At 60.3% G+C, this 24272-nt stretch carries 27 protein-coding genes and 4 pseudogenes; 15 read left to right on the top strand and 16 right to left on the bottom strand.

Features of this window, described 5'->3' with window-relative positions; all coding sequences use genetic code 11:
* Positions 1-297: pseudogene (locus tag CWO91_RS45430) on the bottom strand (integrase); the annotation flags it as partial.
* 505 nt (positions 298-802) lie between these two features.
* Between CWO91_RS45430 and CWO91_RS13335 the strand changes: the two are divergent.
* Complete coding sequence (locus tag CWO91_RS13335; RefSeq protein WP_130213872.1) at positions 803-1240, top strand: hypothetical protein; 438 nt, start codon at positions 803-805, stop codon at positions 1238-1240.
* Positions 1241-1295: 55 nt separating this feature from the next.
* Here the strand turns inward: CWO91_RS13335 and CWO91_RS13340 are convergent, their stop codons facing one another.
* The 4 genes from CWO91_RS13340 to CWO91_RS13355 form a co-directional block, all read right to left on the bottom strand.
* A complete protein-coding gene (locus tag CWO91_RS13340) occupies positions 1296-1754 on the bottom strand; it encodes a hypothetical protein (protein WP_130213873.1) in 459 nt (152 codons plus the stop codon).
* A gap of 7 nt (positions 1755-1761) precedes the next feature.
* Positions 1762-1983, bottom strand: a complete 222-nt coding sequence (locus CWO91_RS13345; RefSeq protein ID WP_130213874.1) for a hypothetical protein — start codon at positions 1981-1983, stop codon at positions 1762-1764.
* Positions 1984-2067: 84 nt separating this feature from the next.
* On the bottom strand, positions 2068-2319 hold the full coding sequence (locus CWO91_RS13350) for a hypothetical protein (RefSeq protein WP_130213875.1): 252 nt from the start codon (positions 2317-2319) through the stop codon (positions 2068-2070).
* 92 nt (positions 2320-2411) lie between these two features.
* On the bottom strand, positions 2412-2594 hold the full coding sequence (locus CWO91_RS13355) for a hypothetical protein (protein WP_130213876.1): 183 nt from the start codon (positions 2592-2594) through the stop codon (positions 2412-2414).
* Between the two features lie 482 nt (positions 2595-3076).
* On the opposite strand from CWO91_RS13355, the gene CWO91_RS13365 reads away from it, so the two are divergent.
* Both CWO91_RS13365 and CWO91_RS13370 read left to right on the top strand, forming a co-directional pair.
* The gene (locus CWO91_RS13365) at positions 3077-3691 is read left to right on the top strand and encodes a hypothetical protein (protein WP_130213877.1); all 615 of its coding nucleotides are present in this window, start codon (positions 3077-3079) and stop codon (positions 3689-3691) included.
* Positions 3673-3864 carry a CsbD family protein gene (locus tag CWO91_RS13370; RefSeq protein ID WP_130213878.1) on the top strand — a complete coding sequence of 64 codons (192 nt, stop codon included), beginning with the start codon at positions 3673-3675 and terminating at the stop codon, positions 3862-3864. The genes CWO91_RS13365 and CWO91_RS13370 overlap by 19 nt, the downstream gene beginning before the upstream one ends.
* Before the next feature lie 871 nt (positions 3865-4735).
* Here the strand turns inward: CWO91_RS13370 and CWO91_RS13375 are convergent.
* The 5 genes and pseudogenes from CWO91_RS13375 to CWO91_RS13395 all read right to left on the bottom strand — a co-directional run bounded on the left by CWO91_RS13375 (position 4736) and on the right by CWO91_RS13395 (position 7167).
* On the bottom strand, positions 4736-5242 hold the full coding sequence (locus tag CWO91_RS13375; RefSeq protein ID WP_130213879.1) for a PRC-barrel domain-containing protein: 507 nt from the start codon (positions 5240-5242) through the stop codon (positions 4736-4738).
* A gap of 181 nt (positions 5243-5423) precedes the next feature.
* The gene (locus CWO91_RS13380) at positions 5424-5828 is read right to left on the bottom strand and encodes a hypothetical protein (RefSeq protein WP_130213880.1); all 405 of its coding nucleotides are present in this window, start codon (positions 5826-5828) and stop codon (positions 5424-5426) included.
* A 17-nt stretch (positions 5829-5845) separates the two neighbouring features.
* A pseudogene (locus CWO91_RS13385) lies at positions 5846-6045 on the bottom strand (hypothetical protein).
* A gap of 267 nt (positions 6046-6312) precedes the next feature.
* The gene (locus CWO91_RS13390; RefSeq protein ID WP_130213881.1) at positions 6313-6729 is read right to left on the bottom strand and encodes a hypothetical protein; all 417 of its coding nucleotides are present in this window, start codon (positions 6727-6729) and stop codon (positions 6313-6315) included.
* 96 nt (positions 6730-6825) lie between these two features.
* The gene (locus CWO91_RS13395; RefSeq protein WP_130213882.1) at positions 6826-7167 is read right to left on the bottom strand and encodes a DUF1236 domain-containing protein; all 342 of its coding nucleotides are present in this window, start codon (positions 7165-7167) and stop codon (positions 6826-6828) included.
* A gap of 145 nt (positions 7168-7312) precedes the next feature.
* Here CWO91_RS13395 and CWO91_RS44240 point away from each other — a divergent pair.
* Positions 7313-7426, top strand: a pseudogene (locus CWO91_RS44240) (SOS response-associated peptidase); the annotation flags it as partial.
* A 544-nt stretch (positions 7427-7970) separates the two neighbouring features.
* On the opposite strand, the gene CWO91_RS13405 reads toward CWO91_RS44240, so the two are convergent.
* Positions 7971-8219: a hypothetical protein gene (locus tag CWO91_RS13405; RefSeq protein WP_245471238.1), complete on the bottom strand. Its 249-nt coding sequence runs from the start codon at positions 8217-8219 to the stop codon at positions 7971-7973.
* An 836-nt stretch (positions 8220-9055) separates the two neighbouring features.
* Between CWO91_RS13405 and CWO91_RS13415 the strand changes: the two genes are divergently transcribed.
* Both CWO91_RS13415 and CWO91_RS13420 read left to right on the top strand, forming a co-directional pair.
* The gene (locus tag CWO91_RS13415; RefSeq protein ID WP_130213885.1) at positions 9056-9640 is read left to right on the top strand and encodes an RNA ligase family protein; all 585 of its coding nucleotides are present in this window, start codon (positions 9056-9058) and stop codon (positions 9638-9640) included.
* An 883-nt stretch (positions 9641-10523) separates the two neighbouring features.
* Positions 10524-10811 (top strand): hypothetical protein, encoded by a 288-nt coding sequence (locus CWO91_RS13420; RefSeq protein ID WP_130213886.1) that lies wholly within the window; start codon positions 10524-10526, stop codon positions 10809-10811.
* A gap of 286 nt (positions 10812-11097) precedes the next feature.
* On the opposite strand, the gene CWO91_RS42920 is transcribed toward CWO91_RS13420, so the two are convergent.
* Entirely contained in the window at positions 11098-11448 is a 351-nt protein-coding gene (locus CWO91_RS42920) for a hypothetical protein (protein WP_165405425.1), read from the bottom strand.
* Between the two features lie 412 nt (positions 11449-11860).
* Between CWO91_RS42920 and CWO91_RS13430 the strand changes: the two genes are divergently transcribed.
* From CWO91_RS13430 to CWO91_RS13450, 5 genes are all read left to right on the top strand, one after another.
* Positions 11861-12202, top strand: coding sequence for a hypothetical protein (locus CWO91_RS13430; RefSeq protein WP_091899043.1), 342 nt, complete (start codon positions 11861-11863; stop codon positions 12200-12202).
* A gap of 192 nt (positions 12203-12394) precedes the next feature.
* Positions 12395-12577, top strand: coding sequence for a hypothetical protein (locus tag CWO91_RS13435; protein ID WP_130213887.1), 183 nt, complete (start codon positions 12395-12397; stop codon positions 12575-12577).
* An 873-nt stretch (positions 12578-13450) separates the two neighbouring features.
* Positions 13451-14269, top strand: a complete 819-nt coding sequence (locus CWO91_RS13440) for a hypothetical protein (RefSeq protein WP_130213888.1) — start codon at positions 13451-13453, stop codon at positions 14267-14269.
* Between the two features lie 223 nt (positions 14270-14492).
* Positions 14493-14873: a VanZ family protein gene (locus tag CWO91_RS13445; RefSeq protein WP_091899040.1), complete on the top strand. Its 381-nt coding sequence runs from the start codon at positions 14493-14495 to the stop codon at positions 14871-14873.
* A gap of 243 nt (positions 14874-15116) precedes the next feature.
* On the top strand, positions 15117-15695 hold the full coding sequence (locus tag CWO91_RS13450) for a DUF2939 domain-containing protein (protein ID WP_130213889.1): 579 nt from the start codon (positions 15117-15119) through the stop codon (positions 15693-15695).
* Between the two features lie 71 nt (positions 15696-15766).
* Here the strand turns inward: CWO91_RS13450 and CWO91_RS45435 are convergent.
* From CWO91_RS45435 to nagA, 4 genes and pseudogenes are all read right to left on the bottom strand, one after another.
* Positions 15767-16014: pseudogene (locus CWO91_RS45435) on the bottom strand (DUF6894 family protein).
* A 278-nt stretch (positions 16015-16292) separates the two neighbouring features.
* Positions 16293-17195, bottom strand: coding sequence for a ferritin-like domain-containing protein (locus CWO91_RS13460; protein ID WP_130213890.1), 903 nt, complete (start codon positions 17193-17195; stop codon positions 16293-16295).
* 608 nt (positions 17196-17803) lie between these two features.
* The gene (locus tag CWO91_RS13465; protein ID WP_130213891.1) at positions 17804-19006 is read right to left on the bottom strand and encodes an aspartate kinase; all 1203 of its coding nucleotides are present in this window, start codon (positions 19004-19006) and stop codon (positions 17804-17806) included.
* Positions 19007-20188 (bottom strand): N-acetylglucosamine-6-phosphate deacetylase, encoded by a 1182-nt coding sequence (gene nagA / locus CWO91_RS13470; protein ID WP_130213892.1) that lies wholly within the window; start codon positions 20186-20188, stop codon positions 19007-19009.
* Positions 20189-20305: 117 nt separating this feature from the next.
* Here nagA and CWO91_RS13475 point away from each other — a divergent pair, with 117 nt between their 5' ends.
* Genes CWO91_RS13475 through CWO91_RS13490 form a run of 4 tightly spaced genes read left to right on the top strand, consistent with a single transcriptional unit; the run spans position 20306 to position 23583 of the window.
* Complete coding sequence (locus tag CWO91_RS13475; protein WP_130213893.1) at positions 20306-21229, top strand: BadF/BadG/BcrA/BcrD ATPase family protein; 924 nt, start codon at positions 20306-20308, stop codon at positions 21227-21229.
* A gap of 19 nt (positions 21230-21248) precedes the next feature.
* Complete coding sequence (locus CWO91_RS13480) at positions 21249-22190, top strand: N-acetylmuramic acid 6-phosphate etherase (RefSeq protein WP_130213894.1); 942 nt, start codon at positions 21249-21251, stop codon at positions 22188-22190.
* An 11-nt stretch (positions 22191-22201) separates the two neighbouring features.
* Positions 22202-23200: an SIS domain-containing protein gene (locus CWO91_RS13485; protein ID WP_245471239.1), complete on the top strand. Its 999-nt coding sequence runs from the start codon at positions 22202-22204 to the stop codon at positions 23198-23200.
* Between the two features lie 11 nt (positions 23201-23211).
* Positions 23212-23583: a phasin family protein gene (locus CWO91_RS13490; protein ID WP_283810956.1), complete on the top strand. Its 372-nt coding sequence runs from the start codon at positions 23212-23214 to the stop codon at positions 23581-23583.
* Positions 23584-24272: the final 689 nt, after the last annotated feature.

Genomic DNA, 24272 nt, shown 5'->3' on the forward strand with positions numbered 1-24272 from the left:
CATGTCGCCGCGGCGATAGGCTGCCTCAACCTTATCGGACACCGTGTGCGCCAGGGCCATTTCGGACGTCTCGTTCGGGCAGCCGGTCTGCTCGGTGCACCAGTCCTTGAAGGTCGACCGGAAGCCGTGCAGCACGGCGTCTCTGTGGAGCTTGGAATCCGAGCGCGGCCGCCCCTGCTCGCCAACCGGCCCCGAAAGCGTCTCCAAACCCGCCTCGATGGCTGCGATATCCTGCTCGACTCGGGCGATCGACGAGCGGTCGTCGAAGCCCGTCCTTGAGTTCGAGCCCACCGCCAAGCCCCGTGCCGACCGCCCCTCCGGCCTCCGCCTTGCTGCGGCGCACCGAAAGCCTGCGCCGCGCTGGACACGAGGTGCCTAGCGGTACCCAGCGGCCGACTTAGACCTTTTGACTGAGGACCGCGGATCTCCCGCGCGGAAACGGCGCTTGCCCTCGCGCGTGGGTTGCGCTTGCATAGCCCCTTTCGACGGGGGGCATTTCAACATGCGCGTTTTGGTGATTGTGGCGGCCTGCGCCACGGTGGCTGGCTGCATGACAGCCGGCGAGACTGTTTCGTTCAAGGCGTCTAATCCGCAGCAACAAGCTCTCATGCGGGATGGACAGCCTGCCCTCGTCTCTCGGCAGAAAAGCTCTGTGGTGCTCGTTCGACCAGCGTCCCGTCAGTTACAAGCGAACGGCCGGCCCGTGTTTGTGGTGGGCATCAATAATCTGAGCCGACAGCCTGTCGAGTTTCGAGTCGGGCAAGTAGAGGCCGTTCAACATGCCGCCTGATCGGACTTCGAAATGAAAATCGTGACCTATGAGATGCTGGTTCAGGAGGAAAAGAACAGGCAGGTTGCCGCTGCGCTTCTGACAGGCGTGGCGGCCGGCGCCAACGCATACAGCGCCTCTCGCGCTGGTTACGGCAGCTACACGACACCGAGCGGCCGAACCGGCACCTTCTACAGTCCGACGGCCGCGGCCATCGCTCAAGGCAACGCAGCTGCTCAGAATGAAGCCATGATTTCCGCCACCATCGAGACAGGTCAGCGCAACATGGCCGTGCTCGAGCAAGCGGTAATCAAAGACAACACGCTCCTGCCCGGCGAATGGTATGGAGGCCAACTGCACCTTGCGCCGCCGACGGATCAGGGCGGAGCCCAAAAGAGCTACACGATCGTGATCACCGTGGGGCCCGATCGCCACGTCATTGACGTCGCTCAAGGGCCGGCTGGGGCATAACTGTTCGGACGCGGGCGATGTGCGAAGGATTGAGACCAAAATCCTCAACCGGGCTCTAGCTGGGGTAAAGGCGTACGCGCGAACTTCTCTCCTCTGAGGGAGAACGAGTGGGTAGCCGCCACCGGATCGGCCCCGGGAAGCTATTGGCGATGCTCAAGGCGCGCTCCTCGTCCGTTTCGAGAGCGATCTTCTGGGCGAGCATGACGTCGCCCTCGACCAAGCCACCCAGCGGGACGAAGCACCACCCGGTTCCGAGCCGCTCGTATTCGTCGACTTCGTTGACGTTACCGGACGTTCCCCGCCGGATGCGGTAGCGCTTCCCGGTATCGCATCCTACGACGTCGAAGTACCCCCTCGCATCGAACTGGACACTTTGCTGGGGCGAAAACCAAGAACGCAGCAGTCGCAGCGCACGACCCTGAATCGTTTTCTCGTCCTTAGCTGCTTGATAAAGCTTTCCAACAGCCAGGCTTCGAAGTGTCCACCGGCCGATGCGACCAAACTTTCTCTTCACTTGGTGATCACCCACCGACAAGCCGCGGAAAGAACAACGTCTCTTCGGCGGTCGGATCGAACGTCGTGATCTGGGTTACCTCACCCGGCCCGCTCCGCACCGCAGCGGTGTATCCTTTGCCGCTAAATTTCAGAAAAAGCCTCTCCGCTTCTGCCAAGGCATCTGCACTGGAGTTGTCGAAGAAGTGCCGGCTATCGCCGCTGTGATCCATCACGATTTGCACTGCCATGCTGAGGCTCCCGATTACACCTCAGAAGGAATGTGGAAGCCGAGACCTCGTTCCTAAACTCGCAAACGCCCGTGAGAGTTTTCATCACGCTGCATCATTCAGCGCGGGTTCGAGCCCTAGTTTTTGCTTGATTGAACGTACCAAAATCAGACTCTGAAGTTCGCTCCCTTCGTTCGCTTCCGATTTGCCGGCGCGCTTGGCTAGTTGGTCGTAGCTCTTGGCGGCCTTGCGGAGTGTTCCCCTGGTCTGCGGATGCTCCGCATTGTCGGCCTTGGTGCGGAATTTCTCCGCCTGCATTCGCCAATACTTTGCCTTTCGATACCGCTCGAGCCCCATCTGGCCACTCCCTGCACTGCTGAGTTCGCCAAACCAAGTATAACTTAGGACAATGTCAGCGAGAGAGGCAAAGGCGGACCAGTGAAGCTGCCTTAGAATGACAGATCGTCCCGAAAAATTTCGCCGCTCTGGATCATGCGGCTGCGCTCGTCCGCAAGAAGCCGGTAGCACGCGGCAAGATCAGCATAACGGCGCTTCAGCGAAGGCTGAGACGCCTCTTCGGCCTGCCGCTCGAACTCAAGTGCCCGGTTTTGATGCTCAATGACGCTTCTCATGCCAGCCACCCGATGTGCAGTGTAGCCGCTGGAATAGCGAAAAGCACTACATCTATTAACCTCAGGTCTGCAGAGCTGCTCTCCAGAGAAGCCCCAGCTCCAGGGGCGGCGAAGCTGGGGCCCGTTGAAGCTGCCCTCAGGAAAGGCAGCAACTGGCCCCGGGGGACGGCATCGGGAAAACTTAGCAATCGGCCAAGCGTTCCAGCGGCGGCGTGGGTCGTCCCAAGTCTCAGCGATCTCTGTCGTTTTTGCCGTTGGGGCTGCCATCTCCGCCGCCGTTTCCCCCGCCATTATTGCCGCGTGCATGATGGTGGTGGGCGTCACCGTCGACGGCACCTGCACCTGAACGCGCGATCGCATCCGAAGTAAGCGAGGTGGACAACAGGAGAGTGATGGCGGACGGCGTCACCGAGCCGATCTAATTAACTCGACTGCGCTCGACCCGGGAGCTAACCTCCCACAATCTGTGAAGCGTGGTTAGCATGCGCTATCCGATTGAGATCGCACCGAGGAACGGGAGCATCGTCGTACTCGAGGACGATGCGACCGGAACGATTGAGGCCGCTTACTGGTCGCCCACAGGTGAATGGATAGGAGAATTCGGGCAACCGAGCGCCTTGAATCCGTCGCATTGGCACCCCTGCTATAGCTTCTTTCAATCCTCATCGCGGAGAGAAGCGCCGCAAACTCCGGCTGCCGGTGAGCCGATGGCCCTTCGTTCGGCGCACGCGCGGCGCGGGTTTGTAATTTCCTGCCTTGCCCTATTGGTCGTCACGATCATGCTCGCCGGCACCTTTGTCCAGCAGGTGCTTCTGCAGCCGTATCTAGAAAAGGAACGTGGTCGCAGTGCCGCGCTTGGGAGCGCCTACGCAACGGCGTCACGCGGCCCCGAGACAACTGGGATAGCAATGTCGCACAACACGAGCGCCGACGAGGCGGAGCGCGCCCAGGCGCTGCAGGCGATGGAACGGGCACCCCCTACTGCGGACGAAAGGCCCGCCGCAAAGCAATCGGAAGACGTTGCGCCAGAGAACAGCAAGCCAGTTAGCAAAGCGGTGGAAGTAGTTCCACCAAACGCGTGGACCGCGAACATGTGAAGGGCGCTGCCGACAAGGCAAAAGGCACCATCAAAGAAGGTGTGGGTAAGCTCAGTGGCGAGAGGGACATGGAAACCGAGGGCAAGATCGACAAGGCCAAGGGATCCGCCCACAACGCCGCTGGCGATATGAAGGATGCAGCGCGGGATGCCGCTGACGCCCTCAAAAAATAATCGTAAGAATGAAGACTATGACCTAGCCGCCTCCGGCGGCTTTTTCTTTGCCACTGAGCGCCCTGGCTGAGTGTGGCGAAGTCCACTTTATCCTAAGATTCGACTTTCAGCAGGACGTAACGCCGTGCCGGTTTGGGGCAGAAGAACGTCGCGCGAGGTCCGCATCGCCCTCCTTACTGGACGTGTTCGCCTAGGCCAACTCGCGACATCGCGGCGGACTACTCAATCGCCACCAAGTTGACGAAGCTTACAATTGGGTTACTAAAAGTGTAACGCACGCGATTAACGTTGCCGTGCTGAGAGTCACAACGACGAGAGCTTGTTCGCTGCGAGCTTGCAGATTGTCATCGTCCATTGATCACCCCGACGCCAAGATCACCCATCGGTTTCCATCTACAGGGAAAGACCGCTTGGCTGTTTCGGCTCTCGAACTGTCGAGTGCGCTCCGAGTTACATTTTCTTTTACAGGCGCTGCGGGCAACAGGCACCAGCTCAGAGGGCAATGTGTGGGAAGTCCGAGCCGGTGCCTTAGGCTTTATGCGTTTGGGAACAAACGCGAGGGAAAAACGTATCTCTCGAACGATAGTTTCCGAGGGCCATTCCGAGGTTCGCCCCTCAGGATTACAGCGGGGCGACCTCGACAAAGCTGGCACGGTGGCATTTGGTGAATACTGGATCATCCATGCGCGATTTGAACGCCTCGGCTATTGGTTAGTTCACATGCACTGAGCGAACAGCAGCTCGCATGAACGCTCGCCCGCAAACCGGGCGGGCTTTTTTTTGGACGGTGAAGGCTCGATACTGCGGTGGCGGCTTCTCCCGATAGAAAAAAGGGCCCGGGGGGGCCCTTTCTTCGTGAGCTCTCCTCTCACTAATTGTAGTCCGAGTATTTGAACTGCGGGAGCGCCTTCAATTGCTCCTTGTTGGCATTCATGACTGCGTGGTCCGGGACCCAATCGTTCGCGTTGCGGTTGGTCGTGTTCGTCGAAGCCGCGCCGGTGGTTGTGTCGCGCGAGGTGGTCGAGGTGCTGCTCGAGCTGGTCCGGACCGGCTCTTCGACAAACTTCAGCTTGTCCATCGAGACGGCGATGTCGTGCTCGCCCATGCCGAGAAAGCCGCCGACGCCGATCACCACCGCATTGATCTTGCCGCTCTTGTCGATGAGCAGTTCGTTGATGTCGCCGAGCTTCTCGCTGGCCTCGTTGTAGACGTTCAGGCCCTTGAGCTTCGAGGCGCGCCAATTGCCCTTGAGGGCCATCTTGGCGTCGGCCGGCTGGGCCGCGGGCGCGGCCCGATCGGCCGGCTGAGTGGATTGCGCGAACGCAGCGCCGCCGATCACGGCAGTGCCAAGCAGAGCAACGGCAAGAAAGCTTTTCATCGATATCTCCTCCAGCGTGAGCCAGCACCCCATCCAGATGCCGGGCCCAACTCCCGCGATTGCCACTTGTTCCCGATCTCAGAATGAGGCCCCGGACGCACTGCGGCTCAAGCGTCCAAGCCGAACGGGAATTCCCTTACGTCATGAAGCGAAGACGAGCCGGCGTAGCGGCCCGCAAGGATCAGGACGCCTTCGCGGGAGCCCGTGCACGTGCCGCTCGGCGCCGATGCAGGCGTTGGCTTCGGCTAACCCTGGTGGAAGCGAAAAGTCGCGGCGGAGGCTCCGCGGACGACAGTTGTTCGACTGGAGCATCGCTTGCCGGATCCGGCTTGCCAGGCCGGGCCTCCATGAACTCTAACCGTCCGCGGCCCTTCTCGGTGATGCGCCAACCCCCGTTCAGGCGCTCGACCAGTCCTTGCGAGAAGATGTCCAGATCCGGCACGCGCGCGGCCAGGCGCTTGGTCCGCTCGGCCCAGTCCCGTCCGCTCGTCGCAAGGATTGCCATGTCGCGCTTGAGGTCCGCCATGACGGCGAATCCGTCGGGATAGCTCACCAGGATCTTGAGCACCGTGACCTGGAAGTTCACGCCCCCGCTCCCTCCCGCTACCGCCACATCGTCGGCGCGCCGTGAGGAGCCTCGCGGCCGACCTCCTTCAGCCTCTCGGGCGAGGTGTCGCCATTCGTCATGCTTCCAAAATCCTCGAAGCCACACGGGTGCGTGCGCCGGTCTCATAGCGCGAAACGTCTTCGCAGACCTCGTCGAGGACGGCCCGCAAAAGCGCGGTCGTGGCCGGATCGAACATGGAAGACCCCCAAAAGAAAAATGATCGAACGCAATCTCACGGGCGCCGAATTCAACAGTGTTAAGCGCTCTAATATTCCGCCAAGTCTACACGCGAAGTCCAGCTCGGCAAGCTCCGAAAGTCGCCGCACCGCACGCGGGTTGGCGTCTTCGTTCGCAATGTTTGTTCCAAGCTCGAAAGTTTTCGAGTGACGCCGCCCTGGCGCCGAGGTGTCCCATGAAGAAGATTGCAATGGTGGCGGCGACGGTCGGCACCGGACGTCGCAGGTCACCACCATCCGCCGGTGAAGAAGTCGTGCCGATCGAAAGCGAGCCGTGGTTCGGCTGGCCTTCTCGCCGATTTCGCCCACCGCTTCGCCTGCGGACGGGCTTCCGCGCGTTTGCGCGCAGGGGACTCTTTCTTCGCATCGGGAGGTGGTGCTGCAGGCATCGAGGCCATCGCCTCTCGAGCCGATTGCTGCGGTTCTTCCCGCATCGGATTAGCCTGCGCCATCTTCGGAACGTCCGTGCGCGGACGCGTGTCGAAGACGATCTTTTCCGGTAGGCTCCTCGTCGACCGGATCCGCATGGCCGTCCTGTCGGGATCGGTCCTGTCCGCACGCTCGACTGGCGTCGGCAGGTACCAGTCCGCCGCGAAGAGCAGCGCTAGCCCGGCCACAAACACGAAGTAGCGGATGATCGGCATGGGACCGCGGCTCGCAAATCAAGGGATCGTTTGTCGGCGGTGCCGGACTTCGGCATGAGGCGGGCCGTCTCCTCCACGCGGCCCGCCTCGGCGGCCTTAGTCCACCTCTTGGACCACGGTGCGTGTCGACGGATCCACCAGCATCACGTGCTCGCCGGAGTAGACGTAGCGATACTTCGTAAGCGAGGGACCCCAGTCGGCAGGCACCGCCTCGAGCTCGACGTCCCGCGGCACTGGCTGGCCGACGACGATCTTCTCGCGGGTCTGCACCGGGCGGATCTTGTGCTCGGTCACGTAGGTACGGATTTTGGTGCGGTATTCCGGCTCAATCTGCACGGCGGCGTGGCCGGCACCGGTGGTTGTGACGACCGTGGACTGGGCCATCGCGCCCGTCGAGATCACCACGGCGGCCGCAGACAGCAGCAACAGCTTCTTCATCAGTATCTCCTTGCCGCTGAATGCGGCCTGCGTGAACCCGCCAATGATGGCAAGGTTCCGCGAGTTGGGGGGTAGGATGATTGCCTGTTTTTCCCGGACGAAGTGCGGAACCTGAAAGGCACGCCTGCAGCGCTGACATGGGCATGTCTGGATGCGCGCGCCGTGGGGCGAGGCGAAGGCGCTGCAGCGGCCCTTGCTTGATGAAGCCCTCAAGATAGTGGCACGAGGCGAATCGAAGGAAGATCAGGCCGCGGCATAAAGCACGTCGAAGCCCGCGCCTACGCCGACCCGGAAACCGAAAGGATGGGCACGCAAGACCGATAATTGAATTGGCTGCGGGGGCGCTCGTTCCTATCGATTGCTGACGTATTAGGAACGATATGCGCAGAGCGGCCATTGTTTTCGCAGCGTCTCACCGGTACAGCTCCCCGCCCTCCCCCGTAGACCTCCTGTCCAGCCGAGCCGCGTCGCCCGTCGAAGGAGCAACGTCGATTATGGGGGCCGCCCCTACCCCGGGAATGCTGAGGCGGTTGCGGCACGCACAACTGTACGGCTATCTGATCGAACGCGATGGCCTGCTATTTCATCCAGGAGGCGACCGTCCACTGTGCGGGTTCTACACTGCAAGGCGTATGCTTAAAGCACGCTGGTTGAAAAAGGTGGGGACTCGATACGAGCTGACTCCGGAAGCTCTGCAGCAATTGCGCTGATCATAAGATCGGCGCGAGCTTGGAGCGATTCGCGATGCGCCTTCTCATCTGAGGAACGTCGAGGTCACTGATTGCATTGAGCTGAGCGCGGCTTCAAGCAGCCGCCTCCACCCTTAGGAGCGAACGGTGTCCTTCGGGCTCGAACGTCTCGATTTTGGTCGCCCCTTCCCAGAGCTCTACAGCGTGCCCGTCAACGAGCTGCTTGGCTCTTTCCCTTGCGGCTGCCTCGTCGCGCACATCGAGGTCAATCCGCAGTTCGATGTGTCCATCAGCACCGATCATGTAAGCGCAATATACGCTCATCATCTTGCTCCAAAACAGCCGTTCCGAAGCCGGAACCATCTTAGACCGATCTAGATTCGCGTCACCATGGGATATTCACTTCGGGGACTGGGACCGGGACCTTTGAGCTTTCTCCGCCATCGCCAACCACTCTTCCCTCAGCTTTAGCCAAGCCTCCTTATCGACCGGGCTTGTGGCCTTCTCTGCCTCATCGAGGCAGTTCTTCGCCAGGCGGAAGTATCTCGCGGCGTCATCGCTCATCGCCGAATAATCTGCCCGCGTAAAGAAGGTGCCATCCAAACGGAAGCCGCAGGCGCCGATCTGGAACGGCCCCTGCGGCCGGTACCGTGCCGTTCCGCACGATCGCCACGGCACCTCCTGATTAACACATAGCTCTGCCAGCGTGCAGTGGCGGCCCGTCCGTCACTCCCTCAGCTGGAGCTGCTACACCCTCAATCACTCGGAGGTCCTCAAGTAGCGCATCTCGAGACTCAGCCGGGTCAATGCTAGATGTGGACTGTAGTTGTGCGAGCAACTGGCGGCGAAGCTCTCGCATATTCTCCAGGGCTTCCCGATTCTTTAGACGTACATAAGCCGAAACGATCGTTTCAACGCTTGTTGCCAATGAGTAGCTCCAAATTGAAAATTCTAAAATAGGTTGCATCGTAACCCGTGCGGGAGATAACCCGCAAGGCGCCGTCATATAGACTTTGGCTCGACAAGATTGCCCTGGCTGCCCAAAAGGACGGCCTCAGTTGATCGGCAGCTGAGGCCGTTGGCTGCGCTCCGGTTTCGGGGGGCGTTGGGGGACGCCGGAGCAAGGAAGAAATTCGCTAGATTGCCACTTGTTCCTGGCTCGTAAACGCCGCGGGAAACCTTATCTTCGGCCCATGCGTATGGCGTACGAGCTCTGCCTGGCGACCGCCGGCAAGCAGGTCCCCGACGGACCGGACTGGATTCATGAAGTAAAGCACGACGGCTATCGGATGCTGGTCATCCGGGAGAACGAGCGCGTGCGCCTGCTCTCTCGCAACGGCACCGACTGGACGAAGCGCTATCCCTGGATTGCTGAGGCCGCGCTGAAGAACAGGCAGAAGCGCTTTGTGATCGATGGCGAGGCCGTGATCCTCGGCGTGGACGGCATCAGCGACTTCAACGCGCTGCACAGCCGGCTCTACGACCATGAGGTGCAGCTCTACGCCTTCGATATCCTCGTCATGGGCGGCGATGATTTGCGCTCGCTGCCCCTTCACCCTGCGCAAAGCAAATCTGCAGCAGCTCTTGGCGCGCGTCCGGACGGGATCAGCGTGGCACCGTTCGAGCGCGGCGAGATCGGGTCCGACCTTTTTCGGGCCGCCTGTCGAATGGGACTTGAGGGCCTGGTCTCCAAGCATCGCGATCGGCCCTATCGGGGCGGTCGGCAGAAGCACTGGATCAAGGTGAAGAACCGGAGCCATCCTGCTATGGACCGCGAGCTTTAGTTAGAAGGCAAAGTTCTAAGATGCAGTTCCGGCCAAGATCTCAGGGTTGGAAGAAACACGAAGATGAACTGCTGCGGGAGCTCGTAGATATCCGCGCCCCCGTCGCCATCATCTGCGAAAAGCTCCAGAGGACCGAAGACGAGCTTCGAAGGCGGCTCGGCCTCCCCATGAAGTGGTTTAAGACAAGCACCGCGTAGGAAGCTATACGGGCTAGTAGCGCCTACGCTCAGACCGTAGGTCGAGATATTTTATCATCGCGAACGTGGCGCACACCGCCAAGACGCAGATACAGCCCGTAATCAATAACCCCGCCAGCATACCTGATCAGTATTCTTACGGGCATCAGGGAGGCAATTCACAATGATTAACAGCGGAAACGCTGAGTTGATCGAGGCTCAAGGAAGCCGAAAACGGCCACCTTCAACAGGTGGGCCAAGGGAGTAGAGACTGTGTGGCTATCCCTTTTCGCCAGCTTGAAGTTGCCGCACTGGCTGATGATCGCAGGGGCCCTCCTAGTAGCGATCGGCTGCATTGGCGTCCTCGTCAACGGAAGGAAGATAGAGGAAGTTGATCCCTCTCCCGACGAACGGATCAATCCTCCGCACCAGCAGATGCCGCCTTTGCCGAGGCTTCTCAACTCCGAAAGAAAACGCCGTCAGCGCGACGATAGCGGGACGGTATAAAAGCCAAGCCCACCAGAGTGTCACCATTCTCGGGGGCGGCACTGCCGAGACGGTGAAGGCACATAGGCCGGGAGTTCTGTAAATCGAGGCCGAAGCGCAACACCAAGCTGGCCTCTTGCCGATCTGTCCCGGTTCCTATTGCGCTCGCCTTGCGGTTGCTTGAAGACTCAAGCACCTTAACGGGGTGGGAGGTCAAGACCTTGACTGAAAAGCACTGGTTTCGACTCACTGTCCTTCTGATGATCCCATCATTCGGGATGAACGCAGCTACGCTGGTTATAGTCGGAGGCTTCCTCGTCGATCCCAAGAAACGAGACGATCTGGATCCGCGCCGCTTTGATACTCAGATTTCCGACCTCATGATTTCGACAGCCAGGAAGATGCGGCAGGAACAGGCAGATTCAAATGCCGAGTTGAGACGTACGATAAGTGAATACCTCGAGAGACTTCCAAAGAAAATCGAGGCCGAGGCGCGGCCCATTCGTTAACCGCAGGTGTGCATGAGCGAGCGCGGAGAGGCCCGCCAGCGCGAACCCGGCGGGCCAGGATCCGAGTCGTGATTCGTTTGCCGTGATTTTGGACTAAAACAGAGTCAGATCAGCGCGTTAGACCGCGATTCCACCGGCGCTCGCCAGATCAGGCGTACCCATCGAGTTGCCAGCTCTGCGATCCCACCTGCTCAAGCAGCCCCTCCATGTCGCCGATGCCCGATTCGGCGGGATCATTTTCAAGGTCTCGCGCGCTGCCGGCGGCCCAATTGGATTGGTCGCCCGACTAATTGCGGCCATCTATGCCATAGCAGCTAGGGTGCCGCTCGACGCTACCAAGCGACGGCTCATAATCGCTGGTATCCGCTCCCTCGTCCTCGCAGTCTTCCTCGCCGCCGCCGCCCTCGCACTGGGCGCCTTCGTCCTCGCACGCATCCTCAAGTTCGGTCATCACGTAGGGGTCGGACGCGTCCAGGAAGGCGATAAGCCGCTCGATTTCGGCCGATGCCTCTTTCCTGAGTCTGGCGAGGCGCTGGAGCGACGTTTGCCGCTCCCGCTGTTGGATAGCCAGCCCGCTCAAAATCGCACGGGTGGAGTCCGTATTAAGTTCTCTGACGTTTTCCGTGGTGGTGCTCACTGGTTTCCGGCTTTCGACAGCCGCGCCCCGTGTCGGACGGGGCAGCCGGGGGTCGAAACCAGCCAGTGAGACTGGTCGGACGCTTTTAGGCTTTCGCCCTGGACAGCACAGTCCGCCCCCGGCCACTTGCCGTCGGAATCCGAATAGGCAATAAGATTCAGGTCGGAGCCGCACCGCCAAGTGCGTCCGTTCCGATATCGGAATACCCATATCGAATTCAGCCGTCACCGCTCGACGCCAATCGAGTGGACATGCATGACCAAGCATGAAGCGGCTTATCACTGGTCCGGGTTTCGACACCCACGGACATGCTGAACCGATTTGCGTTAAAAATCCATCCCCCTTTTGGGGAGACTCCGACTCTCGCCCTGAGGTAGAAGGCCATGGCTGGAGCCTAGAGGAGTGCAAAATCATGTCGAATATCGAAAGCAAATCAATTTCGAACCGGACGATCCTGATCGCTCTCCTGATATTCAATGTGGTTGGAATTGGTCTCTCGGAGATCCAGCGTAGGCAGCTCGGCAATCAGAGCACGGAGGCTGTGCTCGAGCTGCAGGCAATCGAGCGTAAAAGGATCGCAGACGCGGCGGCGGATTGGGAACGAACCTACAAGCTTCTTGCTGAGATCAATCAGCGAGTGAACAACGTCGAAATCGCGCTCCAGTCTGGTCCACTCGCCGGTGAAGTCAGGGATATCTATGAGCGGCTCAAGGCTGTCCAAACCAAGGTGGAGGCGACGACAGTCGCAAAATAAGACCCTGCAATCCAATCGAATCATAAATCCGATCGAGATTTTCAAACCCATCACCGCCCGTGCGCGAAATTGCGCTGCGGAAGGGCGCGCAGGAGTCGAGGCGGGTCAAAGGATGAATGGTGTCAATCCACCGCTAGTCTCGCTTGCGCTCATCCTGCGGTTGCGGAATCGTATTTGCCACAAGGAGGGCGCATGATGGCATTTGCAACGTTTGGCGGCGAAAACGGGCGGCCGCTCTACATTAACCCCGCATTGGTGACGCATGTCATTGAGCTCAATGACCGATTATGCACCGTCTTTTTAGGCGGGCAGCACGCGGTGAATATTCCTCTGCCGGTCCACGTGGTTGTCCGCGGATCTGGAGAAGGCGGCTGAGGTTAGCCGCTAGCGAGTTTATGCATTTATAGCGAATTTCTACTATAATCGGATAACTTTCCTATGGATCCCTTTAGAAACCCGTACGCTCCAGGCGCGGGGACCCCGCCACCTGAGCTTGCGGGCCGCTCCGAGCTTATCGATGAAGCGACGGTAGCCCTTCGACGCACGCAGGTGGGCCTTGTGAGTGCGAGCCGAAGATAGGTCTAACGGGAAGCTCTCTCGCGCGCAGCATTCAGGTCTGCTTTTATGCCTGAGATTGCTGCATCAGCCGGCTGTCGACTTGGGGGCGGTTCATTGAGGTCTCGCGCCCACGGTGCCCCTGATCGAACTGTCGAACCGGAAGTGACCCGATCAGAGCTCACGCAAGCAGAGACAAGTAGGCCAGGAAGGCCGAGCAATACCGCCCGCGTTATCGCCTGGATGCCCATACTCGCCTAACCGAGATGACTCCGAATCGATCCTCCAGATCATCGCCATGAAACGATTTTCCCTGCGCCGCTCTCGATTAGCCGGCAAGCCATCTGCTCGTTGTCCAAGCCTAAATCCGAGACTGAGCGAACGCGGGACCCAAGCCTGCGACCTGGGTTCATCCGGCTGTTGAACGAAACGCGACGAGGCGATAGAGGCCGCAGTCTGGGCTCCAGCGGGGCTCACTCCTCACCGCCTCAGCCGGCGGGCGTGCGCCGCCAGCCGCTACCGGTTGCGGGGCCGCTCGATAGACGCCTCCGGGGCCGACAAGTCCGAGGCATTATCCTGTCAGCGGAGGATCGTACTGACGGCGGATCTCAGGTCGACTAGGACAACTTTATGCCAGTGTACTCACGTCCCTTCTCAGAGACAAAATTCCGAATAGCTCTGCGGCATGATGGAGTGCTGCGACGCTTCATTTCCTATTGGGTTGCGATACGCAGCGACGGATCGCTTTATCTCCTTTTCGACAGGAAGGGCAAAACAGACGACTGGAGCTGGACCGCGGGGCCGGAGGGCAATTCGAACAAGACATTGTCGACAGAGCAAACCAGGGGTTTCCGCCTGAGCTACCATACAACAGGCATGCTAAACCCTCATGGGCTAGACGGAGAGCCGACCTACTTTGAACCGCTATTCGGGATAACGAAGCTCCACGCACTTGTCGCGCTTTCGATTCCGTCTGCCGATCGACTAGACATCTACGATTCCAACGAGGCACCTCAGCGCATCATCGACGTGCCGAATTCCACGAGACTCGACTTTTGCCTTGCAGTGGCTCCTGCAAATTGTGACGATCCAAATTTTACAATTCTGGCCGACAATTTTGGCGGCATGTTCTCTCTTCAGCTGCTGCGCGAGAATATACAAGGACTGATCACCGCCGATATTGCTGAGCATTTTCTTTTTGTGCGGCCCGCTGTTGGACATCACGAAACACAGCAAATTCGAAAAGATGAGGCATTCATCAGGTTTCACCAGACCATCCACGGCCAACGAGACTTAATTATCTATGGTCCGAATGGAGAAGGCACCTACCTGATGATCTTCTCCGTACCCATGAGAAGCGCCCCTGTAGCAACGATCACTCCGCAGCTTCCCAATGGGACCGCGGAGATTATCGAAGCCACGAATGCTTGGCTCAAATATCGGATCAGACAGGGAAACAGGATCGTCAAAGAACCTACCATGATCGATGGGATCCTCAACGCCCGCATGTAAGCAAGGGAAGAGGTAAGGGAATGAATCATTCCACACTCAAGCTACGCCCCCCGCGCGGCCACCTGCTGCATAATCCGTTGGTTCCGCGCGATCAAGACTCTCAGTTGTTCGCCACGATCGGCAGAAGTTGCTCGGCGACGAGCTGCTAGATCAATTGACCCCAAATCATTAAGTGCTGAGTGAGATAAGCCCAATCAGCTGAGCGCCGCATTTAGGAGCCATCATGTTGCAAAAACTGTCTGCCGCGGTGGCCTGGGCTGCTCTTGCATTCATCACCTACGCTAGTCTTTCTCCAATCCGCGATAGGCCGCAACTGAGCAACGTTGCTGATTTAGAGCATCTCGCCGCTTTTGCGGTTTTAGGCTTCGCATTCTGCCTCGCGTACCGTCATAGAATGACATTCGTATGCAGCATCGTGCTTGGTAGCGCAGTCGTGCTCGAGTTTTTGCAAACGCTGACGCCAGATCGTCACGGAAAATTACTGGACGCCTCCGAAAAGATCATTGGCGGCTTGATAGGGATATTCCTGGCCAGTTTAGCTTTGCGCGCAATGAAGCGTGCTGGATGCGCGCCTTCCATCCTTAACAGTCGGTCCGATCACTGAAGCCACGAAGCGGAGCCTAAAACTCCGGGACGGTGCAGGTCACAAGGGCGGCGGTGGTGCTCGACGGCGAATGCCCACCGTACCACCTCGCCGGTGTCACGTTCCTTGCCGCAGGGATGCCTGTTGGTTAGACATCGGCGTCGGCACCAACGGCGGAACAGGCCTAATCGCCCGTCAATCCTATGGATTGAAGGCGGATCGGTGGCCTCGGGAACAAAGCCCGGCCGCCTCGATTGCCGCTCCATGAAGTGGCTCGTAGGCATCGTTGCGGTCCTCCTGCTCTGCCTTGTGGTGTATGCCGGATCGGCTTTCGTTTCCGCGTTGGATCTCGTTTCGGCCGTTCGGAGCGGAGACGCCTCTCAAGTCATGGCCCGAACGGATTTGCCGCGTGTCCGCCATTCCCTGGTCGAACAGGTTGTGTCCACCTACCTCGATCGAATCGCCCAAAAGCGGCCGGTGCGCCCATTCGAGCGAATGGCCATAAACGCGTTCGGCGCAACGATCGCCGATGACCTCGCGATCAAGCTCATGACGCCGGAAAATCTGTCCGCCCTTTTAAAGAGCGGCACTGTTCGCAACAGCGCGGAGAACATCACCTTCGGAACGATGTCGTCATTGGCCGAGCTCGACATCTCAAACATCTTCGTTTTCACCGGACGGATCACCCTGGTGAAGCCTGTCGAGTTTGCGTTGCGGCTTGGCGAGAGTCAGGACGCGGGCAGCGTCAGCATGCATCTCGACGGGACAACCTGGAAGCTCTCGCGGATTGGGCTACCGCCGAAGGTCTTGGCGAATATGGTTGACCGGCTGCCGACGCGGTGAACCCGCCGGCGTTCCCGCGCTCTCGTGGCTGATTGCACTTCGCTGGGCGGTCCTTTCCAACTGAGGCGGCCTTACTGCTTTCTGATACCCGCAATCTCGACGGTGAACCGAACGCGCATGACCGGCCCCGAATCGTCGCGGACCTCGATTGAGGACTCGCTAGGCTTCATTGGCCGCTGGAAGTTCTCCGCAGCCGCGTCGGCCATAGCCCGCGCGGCCTCTGCTCTGCGGCGTCCATGTCGGAGAACTCTAGACCTTCCTCGTCAACCACAAGGCCATCTTGGTCCAGCAAATCGAAGTAATAGCGTGACATTGTCATAGGATCGGCCCTGCCGCTGGGCGATCAATTAACGCAAATTTCGTTCCTAAGCTAGAACAGTCGAAAACTCATCGTCCTCAATAACCGAAGGCTTTTTCGGAGAAGCCCGGTTCAGCCGTTTCCTGCCGACTCGCAGGATGCCGCGAGCTAGGACCTCGTCCCGTCGCCCACCTTGACCGCAGGCGATGGCGGCCCCTCAATTTGGTCACTGCGATATTCCTCCCCGTCAATCGGGGACGACCGGCCGCCTGCACGGCCGGCCTGTGCCCAGTGGGGGCCTAGGTGGACCTGAGCACGCCGTTCATTCCGTTCGGATAGAAGCCGCCTTTGCTGACGCCCTGCTTCTCGGTCAAATAGACGATATGCAGCACCTCCTGCGGGGTGCGGCGAAAGGCAATGGCATCGGGTGTTGACGGAACGACGTTGGCTTTGCCGTTCATCCGGATGCCCTGGTCCTTGTCCTGACCACCATCGAGCTGGTCGCGGGCGTCGGAAATGCCGTTGGCCGCATTCCAGGCCTTTTCACCCATCAAATACAGCTGCGAGCGCGCCATCCCCATGTGGTACGCCTCGACAGCCAAAATGCCCGCCGCAGCTTCGACGAACTCCTTGCTCTTAATCAGCGGCGCTGCCCCGGCATACGCCGTCACGCCGACGTCCTCAAACAGCATGCCGCCCAGCAGGACACTCATGTCATCGGCAAACGGATCGAAGTCGGCGGGGAGACCGGCTGCCTGGGCGGCTGCCTTGAAACCCGCATCGAAATCGATGGCCGGGCGCGATACCGCCGTCCTGCCCAGCGTCTTGCGATAGAAGCGCACATGGGCAAGCTCGTTTTCGGCTAGCTCCTCGACAAACTCGCGGATTTCCTTCCTGTCGAATTTGGCTTCGTGTCCGCCAGCGACCCTCGCGGCGTCGGGGCCAGCGTCGGAATCGTCGATGCCCTTGCCGGCCGTGGCACGCAGATAAAACTCAGCCTCCATGTATTCCAGGTTCAACGCGAACTGAAAGATGTCCTCATCCTTCACTTCGGCGGCGTGTATTCCAACTCCAGTGGTCTCCTGATGCTTCTGTGCTTTGTGTTGCGCATGGGCGGTGGGGATCAACAGCCCGCTCAGTCCCAGGACTGATAGGCCGGCGACGGATTGCCGTCGGGAAATACGGGACCGATCCGCGTTCATAGCTAACCTCCTCTTCATGATGATGTGGCGCGCTTTCCGGAGCGGCAAATCGCGGTCCGCTATTCGGCCGCTCGGCGTGGCGTGCGATGCATCAGAAACGGGAGGAGCTTGCTTCCGTTCCGACTGCGCGCAGCTCCGAACTGAATGTCACTATGTCAGTTGTCACGCGCGATCCCAGAGGCGGACGAGTTCGCGCAACTCAAAACCGGCAATACCCACATGAGCGGAGAGCTTCTGCTCGGTCCCAAAAAGCGGACGTCTGCGCCTATAAGGACACGGTCGAGTTTGAAGAGAAAACCCTGCTCCACCCAGCCGCGCGAATAGTAGGAGGCAGGCCCGGAGAAACGCCGCTCTCAACCGCTAGCGGGCATCGCCGCGTGCACGGCGAAGGCCGCGCCAGGACGGCGCCGACCAAACCCAGGGCGAGCCAGCCGACCGCGGCCGAGATGCCGCGGCGCGGCTCCTGCAGTGCGGCCGTGCCGATTAGGATCTCGATGTCGCCCTAAGTCGACTCACCTAGCCCAGATACGACACGTCCCTCGCGCGCGACGCCAGCTCGGCCTCGATCTTGTCGCGCGGATTACATAGTTCCCGCACCTCGCCCGCCGCTATGTTTGCTGGACGAGAGAATGCAATGCCTTAACCGCAGCTTCCCGGTCCTGCACAGGGACAAAAAGGCTGACCGAATGCGGCGACAACACATACTTGGCGGGGACAATCCCGTGATGTCCGAGAACCTGCAGTACTCTGAACGGCAATTCTGACGAAACGCCGCCGAAGCAGGTGAGACTCACCGAGCTTGAAGCCTCGCGCTGCTTGCGCAGGTCCTTGCGTTGCTCCAGCGTGCGCAACAGCGCGTCGAGCCACTCTGAATCACAGGCCACGGTCATACTGGTTTTTCCCATGGTGAAGCTCGAGGCGAGGAGTTGTGGCCAGGACAGACTGTTTTCCTTGAGATGCTGTGCGAATTTCTCGAAACCCTGATTCAGATCCTTGGAATCGATTTCCACATGCTCAATGCGAGCCATCGAATTGACGGCTAGAACCTTTCCATTTTCCATACCTGCAACCTCTTTCGTCACTTGCGTGCCGAGTTCAACGCCACCCCACCGCTTGAGAATCAGAGGCACATCCTGACTTTGCGCCAGCTCTACGCTGCGAAAATGCAGGATTTTTGCACCCCAGAAGCACATTTCAGAAAGGGATGCGAAGTCCACTCGCCGCAGCGGCTTTGCATCCGGCACGATTTGCGGATCGGCAGAACAAATTCCATCGACCTCTTTGATGATTTCACAGCGCTCCGCCTTCAGCGCCGCAGCCATTGCAACGGCAGTGGTGTCGCTGCCGCCTCGGCCGAGCGTGGTGATTTCCCTGGTCGCCGGGTTCACGCCCTGAAATCCTGCCAGCACCACAACGCGCCCGCGATCGAGTTCCTCACGCACGCGAATTGGGCGTACATCCAGAATGCGCGCCGAGGAATGAGAGTCATCGGTCAACACACCGGCCTGGCTGCCGGTGAAGCTGATCGCGGGCACTCCGAGATCGGAAAGCGCCATGCTCATCAGGGACATGCTGATGCGCTCACCAGTCGTCAGCAGCATGTCGAGTTCACGGCGATTGGGACCAGGGCTCACCTGATAAGCCATCTGGATCAATTGGTCGGTGGTCGTGCCCATTGCGGAGACGATCGCCACGACACGATGACCACGGCCGTGCAGGTCGGCGAGACTGCGCGCAACCGCGCGAATCTTCGCCGGCGTTTCAAGACAGACACCGCCATATTTCTGCACGATGATGGGATGGTTGCGCATCTAACCTCGGTGAGAAACCTCGCTCGCCTCGCCCGAGCCGGCACCAGCTATCCATGTTCCGACGACTTCGAAGTTCGGATTAAAGGCGACAAAGTCCGCGCGGTAGCCGGGCGCGATCCGTCCAAGCTCGGACTCAAGGCCTAGAAATGCCGCAGGCGTCCGGGAAGCCATGATGAGGGCGTCGACAAGGGGGCTTCCGACCAGCGCAACGGCGTTGCGCACCGCCTCGATCATGGTGAGATGAGCGCCCGCGAGTATGCCATCGAGGCCGGTCAGGCGATTTTCGTGCAACGCGATCAGCCTTTCTTGCAGCAAGAATTGCCGGTCGTTCGTGCCCACCAATGGCATGGCATCGGTGACGAGCATCAATCGATCGCGTCCCTTGCAGCGGGAGGCAACACGCAAGCCGGCGCGGTCAACGTGGATGCCGTCGCAGATAATCCCCGCAAAGAGCCGATCATCAGCTAGCGCGGCGCCCACCAAGCCCGGCTCCCGGGCGTTCAACTGCGACATGGCGTTGAACAGATGAGTCACCCCCGAGATACCGCGATCGACCGCCGGCCCGATTTCGGCTGCGGTGGCGTCGCTGTGGCCGGCCGCGATACGCAATCCGGCGTCGATCAATTCATCGATCATGGACGCGGGCACGCATTCCGGGGCCAAGGTCACAATGGAGCGGCCGCGGTGCCCGAAACTTTTGATCGCGGCGAGATCGCGCCGATCGGGCACGCGTATCTCGGCTTCCGGATGAATACCCTTGCGAGACCTGTTGAGGGCCGGCCCCTCCAGATGAAAACCGAGCACGCCGGGAATCATCAGACAAGCCTCGGCGACTGCGGCCAACCGCTCGAGGACCTCGATGCGGTCGGTAATGAGGGTCGGCAAGCAGCCTGTGGTTCCTGCCTTCCGGTGCGCTGCGACGATGCGTCGAACGCCCGCCTCCGTTGGCTGGTCGTTGAGAAGAACACCCCCTCCTCCATTCACCTGGATGTCGATGAATCCAGGCGCAAGGATCGCTTCTGCCGGAAGGTGGATTGAGGCGCGCCCGTCCGCCTCGCCGAAGGCGATGTTTTCAATCCGCCCCTGCGCGATCCTGACCGACCCCGGCCCGCGCATCTCGGTACCATCAAAGATGTGCTGAGCGGCAATCGAGAGAGAGACGGAAGACTCAGCGTGGCCCATCAGTATTGATCCAAGAATAGCAGTCACGGGCTCGTGAGGTGAGTCCCGTCCCCTTCAGGACCTTATATGTACCAGGAGCCTCGGGGACCCGGAGCTGACCCCTTGCGTTAAATTTCCATGGGACCAAAAGGTACCACGTATCTCGGCATTGATGGCGGTGGAACCCGTTGCCGTGCCCGGATCGAGGACGAAAACGGCAGGCTGCTCGGCGAAGCCAGCTCGGGATCTGCGACGACGCGGATTGGCGTCGAAAAGGCCTGGCGTTCTATCTTGGAGGCAACCGAAGTGGCGGCCGCACAGTCCGGCCTGACGCAAGAGGATTTCGCGCGGATGCGCGCCGGAATTGGCCTTGCCGGACTTGGCCGCCGGGGCGCGGAAGCGGCGCTCAAGAACATCGCGCATCCCTTTGCGTCCGTTATCTTCATCAGCGACGGCCTCGCGGCCTGTCTCGGCGCCCACAGCGGCGCGGATGGGGCCATCGTAGTCGCCGGCACAGGCTCGGCGGGTGTCGGCCTGCTCGACGGCCGCGAAATCCGTCTCGCCGGCTACGGCTTTCCCGTGTCTGACGAAGGCAGCGGCGCCGACATCGGCCTGCAGGTTGTTCGACTGGCGCTGCGGGCCGCGGATCGCCGCGGCGAGCTGACCCCATTGCTTTCAGAGGTGCTGGGCGCATTCGATCATGATCCTTATCAAGCGGTGGCCTGGTCTGAAGAAGCCAAGGCCACGGACTACGCCGCGTTGGCGCCGATCGTAATGCGTCACGCCAATCAGGGCGATCCGATCGGCCGTCGCATCGTCGAACGCGCGGCCGATGCAATTGGCGATCTGCTCGATTTGTTCCTGGCGAGAGGGATTGACCGGCTCTCGCTGGTGGGCGGGCTCGCGGATCCCATTACGCCATGGCTGACGCCTGATCTGCGCGCCCGCCTGAGGCGTCCTGACGCCGATGCAGCGGCCGGCGCCTTACTGGTGGCACGAGGACGGCTTGACCTGTCCAAGAGAGAAACTGAGCATGAACAGGCTTCGAAGTTCAGCGTTTGATGGCGCTTGGATCAACAATATGGCTACCGAAGAAGTCGATCCCCGTTTTGCCGATCTTGATGCTTGGCCGCTGCCGTCAGCGATGGAAGCGATGTGGGAGGGCCAGCTTGCGGCAGTCGCCGCGATCGGCCATGCCCTCCCCGCGATCACTGCGGCGACTGAAGCGGCCAAAGTGGCCCTGGGCGATCGCGGTCGCATCGTGTACGTCGGCGCCGGCACCTCAGGCCGCGTAGCGGTGCAGGACGGCGCCGAGCTGACGCCGACCTTCGCCTGGCCCCGCGAGCGCGTCCGCTTCATCGTCGCCGGCGGAGACAGCGCGTTCATCACCAGCATCGAGGGCGCGGAGGATGCTGTCGATGATGCGGTCACGCAGATCAATGCCGCGCGGCTCACGCCGCGCGACGTGGTGATTGCGGTAGCCGCCAGCGGGACAACGCCATTCACAGTCGCGGCACTGCAGCAGGCAGGCTCATTCGGTGCAGTGACGATCGGAGTCGCCAACAATCGCGGCACCGCACTGCTGGAGGCGGCAAAATTTCCGATCTTGATCGAGACCGGCCGCGAGCTGATCGCCGGTTCCACGCGGATGAAGGCCGGCACCGCACAGAAGGTCGTTCTCAACCTGATCTCCTCGGGAATCATGCTGCGCCTTGGCCGGGTGTATCGCGGCATGATGGTGAACATGCCGCCGACCAATGCCAAGCTGAAGCGGCGCGCGGAAGCCATGGTCGCACAAATCGCGCACTGCGATCCCTCGCGCGCCGCACGATCGCTTGAGCAGGCCGAGGGAGACATCAAGACGGCTGTCCTTCTGGCGTTGGGTGTCGACAGGGTTGATGCTGAGACCGTTCTCAAAAACTGTGACGGCAACCTTCGGCGCGTATTTGTCGAGCTCGCCAGGAATCGTGACCAGCATCCCGCGGGAGCGGCGCGCAATCGAGGCGGAGCGGTTGACCCGTGATGACATCCGCGATGGCGAGCGAAATCGGAGAAAGCGCGGATGTTGTCGCCAACATCGTTCGCAGTCGCCCCGCCGCGCGCGACATCACACAGCGAATTGGGATTGGCTCCACCCCCCTGTGCGTCGTGTGCGGCCGGGGAAGCTCTGGGCACGCCGGGGTTTTCTTGAGATACCTTGTCGAGACGCGGCTTCGCCTTCCTGTTTCAGCCAGCGCTCCTTCGGTGATCACGGCATTTCGCACGCCCTTGATGCTGCGCCATGCGCTGTTCATCGTGATCTCGCAGTCCGGGCGCAGCCCGGATCTCGTCGCGGCGACCAGGTCGGCGCGCGCCTCGGGCGCCCGCACCATTGCCATCGTCAATGCGACGTCGTCGCCGGTGGCTGACGAAGCGGAGTTCGTCGTTCCGATCGAAGCCGGCCAGGAGCATTCCGTAGCTGCGACCAAGACCGTGGTCGGCTCGATGGCTGCCAGTGCCGGACTCGTTGCCGAGCTGGCCGAAGATCAGGCGCTGCGGTCGGCTCTCGAGAGGCTGCCCGAGCGCCTGCATCGCGCGCTGGCGCTCGACTGGTCTGAGATTGCCGCTGATCTCGCCAAGGCGTCAGCCGTGTTTGTGGCGGCGCGGGGCCTTGGCCTGGGCTCGGCGAAGGAGATCGCGCTCAAACTTTCGGAAATCCTGCGCCTGCCTTCGATTGGTCTAAGCGCCGCAGAGCTGCAGCATGGGCCGCGCGCCGCGCTATCGTCGCGCACGCCGGTTGTCATGATGCGCCTCATGGATGAAACGGCGGCCACGGTGGACGCGCTGGCAGCAGAAATGCGCAAGCAAAAGATCGCGCTGCATCTCTGCGGCGGACCACATGGGTCGCTGCCCTGGTTGGCGGAGGATGACCCCGCGACTGATCCGATCACCATGCTCGTTCCGGCCTATCGGATGATTGAGCAGACAGCGCGCGCCTGCGGGTTTGACCCGGATCATCCCCCTCGCCTGAGCAAGATTACCGAGACGTTCTGACAGCTGACTGATTGCTGGCTTGCGACCGAAAGCTGGATTGCACCCCGGGCAACGAAGCGGAGCGGGCAACGGAACGCTCGGGCCGCACCGCCGAAACAATCATGTACTCTACGATCGCAGACGCCAAAGGAATGAATGGCGTGTCACGCGAGTACTTCGATTTCGTTCGACAGCAGATCGAGAGGACCATGGGCCGCATGAATGAACCCTGGCGCTGCCGAACTCCTCACGATTTGGCGGCTGTGCAGACTGATCTGATGCGCGACACGATCAGTGGCGCCTTGGATACCAGCCGCCGGATGGCGGACATGTCTCTGAAGGTGGCTGACAATGCCGGAAACCATATAACCCAGAGTATCGAACGCATGCGGCAGGCTGCCTAGCGCGCCGGCACAATCATAGCGCACGTGCGCGGCTGAATCTCAGCCGCTCGCGTCTCTATGTCTGTGCCTGCTGGACAAGTGAACGCAATACCTTCAGCTCGCGGCTCTCCCCGGGGACAACCCGCATGCCCAGAGATGCTCGATGCCGACGAAGGAATTTTGGACGCTACGGTTCAGATGAGCTCATCCAGCTTAGCCCGGTTCGCAGCGCTGTCCCAATTCTACGAGTCCTATTTCGGAAAGACCAGATGACCTCAGCAAGCTAGCAGACGCGCAACGAGGCAAATGGACGTGTCTGCGGCTCGTGAAGGTTCCTGAACTCCCGCCCCTTCAACCATGGACGGAACAACCCTATCCTGGTCGGGTTCACCGATGTGTGGACGCGGCGCGTCTCGATCGCCGCGAACTGCTCTGATGATGTAAGAAGGTCCGATGCTCGGACGCGTCGACTCCCCGCAAGAGGCCCGGAGATGCGCGGTCAAACAGGAAGTCGTTAGGTTGTTATCCTAATCAAAGTTCACTCCTTTTCGCGTCGAACATCGACCGGCTGGAGCTTTGCGCACGCTTCTTCGTCGTGAAGTCCCATCTCCGCTCTACGTTCTGACGCTACGGTTTGTGCGCTGATCACCGGTGACATCAGGGAACTAGTCGCTACAGCCGTTGTCGCGTGACCGTTAGATTTGCTGTCG

This window comes from Bradyrhizobium genosp. SA-3, assembly GCF_004212635.1.
Taxonomy (GTDB): Bacteria; Pseudomonadota; Alphaproteobacteria; order Rhizobiales; family Xanthobacteraceae; genus Bradyrhizobium.

Bases quoted from the DNA above. Each gene is read 5' to 3' on its own strand.
- CWO91_RS13335 (WP_130213872.1), top strand. From the start codon at position 803: ATGAAAATCGTGACCTATGAGATGCTGGTTCAGGAGGAAAAGAACAGG.
- CWO91_RS13345 (WP_130213874.1), bottom strand. From the start codon at position 1,983: ATGGCAGTGCAAATCGTGATGGATCACAGCGGCGATAGCCGGCACTTC.
- CWO91_RS13350 (WP_130213875.1), bottom strand. From the start codon at position 2,319: ATGGGGCTCGAGCGGTATCGAAAGGCAAAGTATTGGCGAATGCAGGCG.
- CWO91_RS13355 (WP_130213876.1), bottom strand. From the start codon at position 2,594: ATGAGAAGCGTCATTGAGCATCAAAACCGGGCACTTGAGTTCGAGCGG.
- CWO91_RS13365 (WP_130213877.1), top strand. From the start codon at position 3,077: ATGCGCTATCCGATTGAGATCGCACCGAGGAACGGGAGCATCGTCGTA.
- CWO91_RS13375 (WP_130213879.1), bottom strand. From the start codon at position 5,242: ATGAAAAGCTTTCTTGCCGTTGCTCTGCTTGGCACTGCCGTGATCGGC.
- CWO91_RS13390 (WP_130213881.1), bottom strand. From the start codon at position 6,729: ATGCCGATCATCCGCTACTTCGTGTTTGTGGCCGGGCTAGCGCTGCTC.
- CWO91_RS13395 (WP_130213882.1), bottom strand. From the start codon at position 7,167: ATGAAGAAGCTGTTGCTGCTGTCTGCGGCCGCCGTGGTGATCTCGACG.
- CWO91_RS13405 (WP_245471238.1), bottom strand. From the start codon at position 8,219: ATGGTTCCGGCTTCGGAACGGCTGTTTTGGAGCAAGATGATGAGCGTA.
- CWO91_RS13415 (WP_130213885.1), top strand. From the start codon at position 9,056: ATGGCGTACGAGCTCTGCCTGGCGACCGCCGGCAAGCAGGTCCCCGAC.
- CWO91_RS13430 (WP_091899043.1), top strand. From the start codon at position 11,861: ATGTCGAATATCGAAAGCAAATCAATTTCGAACCGGACGATCCTGATC.
- CWO91_RS13435 (WP_130213887.1), top strand. From the start codon at position 12,395: ATGATGGCATTTGCAACGTTTGGCGGCGAAAACGGGCGGCCGCTCTAC.
- CWO91_RS13445 (WP_091899040.1), top strand. From the start codon at position 14,493: ATGTTGCAAAAACTGTCTGCCGCGGTGGCCTGGGCTGCTCTTGCATTC.
- CWO91_RS13450 (WP_130213889.1), top strand. From the start codon at position 15,117: ATGAAGTGGCTCGTAGGCATCGTTGCGGTCCTCCTGCTCTGCCTTGTG.
- CWO91_RS13460 (WP_130213890.1), bottom strand. From the start codon at position 17,195: ATGAACGCGGATCGGTCCCGTATTTCCCGACGGCAATCCGTCGCCGGC.
- CWO91_RS13465 (WP_130213891.1), bottom strand. From the start codon at position 19,006: ATGCGCAACCATCCCATCATCGTGCAGAAATATGGCGGTGTCTGTCTT.
- nagA (WP_130213892.1), bottom strand. From the start codon at position 20,188: ATGGGCCACGCTGAGTCTTCCGTCTCTCTCTCGATTGCCGCTCAGCAC.
- CWO91_RS13475 (WP_130213893.1), top strand. From the start codon at position 20,306: ATGGGACCAAAAGGTACCACGTATCTCGGCATTGATGGCGGTGGAACC.
- CWO91_RS13480 (WP_130213894.1), top strand. From the start codon at position 21,249: ATGGCTACCGAAGAAGTCGATCCCCGTTTTGCCGATCTTGATGCTTGG.
- CWO91_RS13485 (WP_245471239.1), top strand. From the start codon at position 22,202: ATGGCGAGCGAAATCGGAGAAAGCGCGGATGTTGTCGCCAACATCGTT.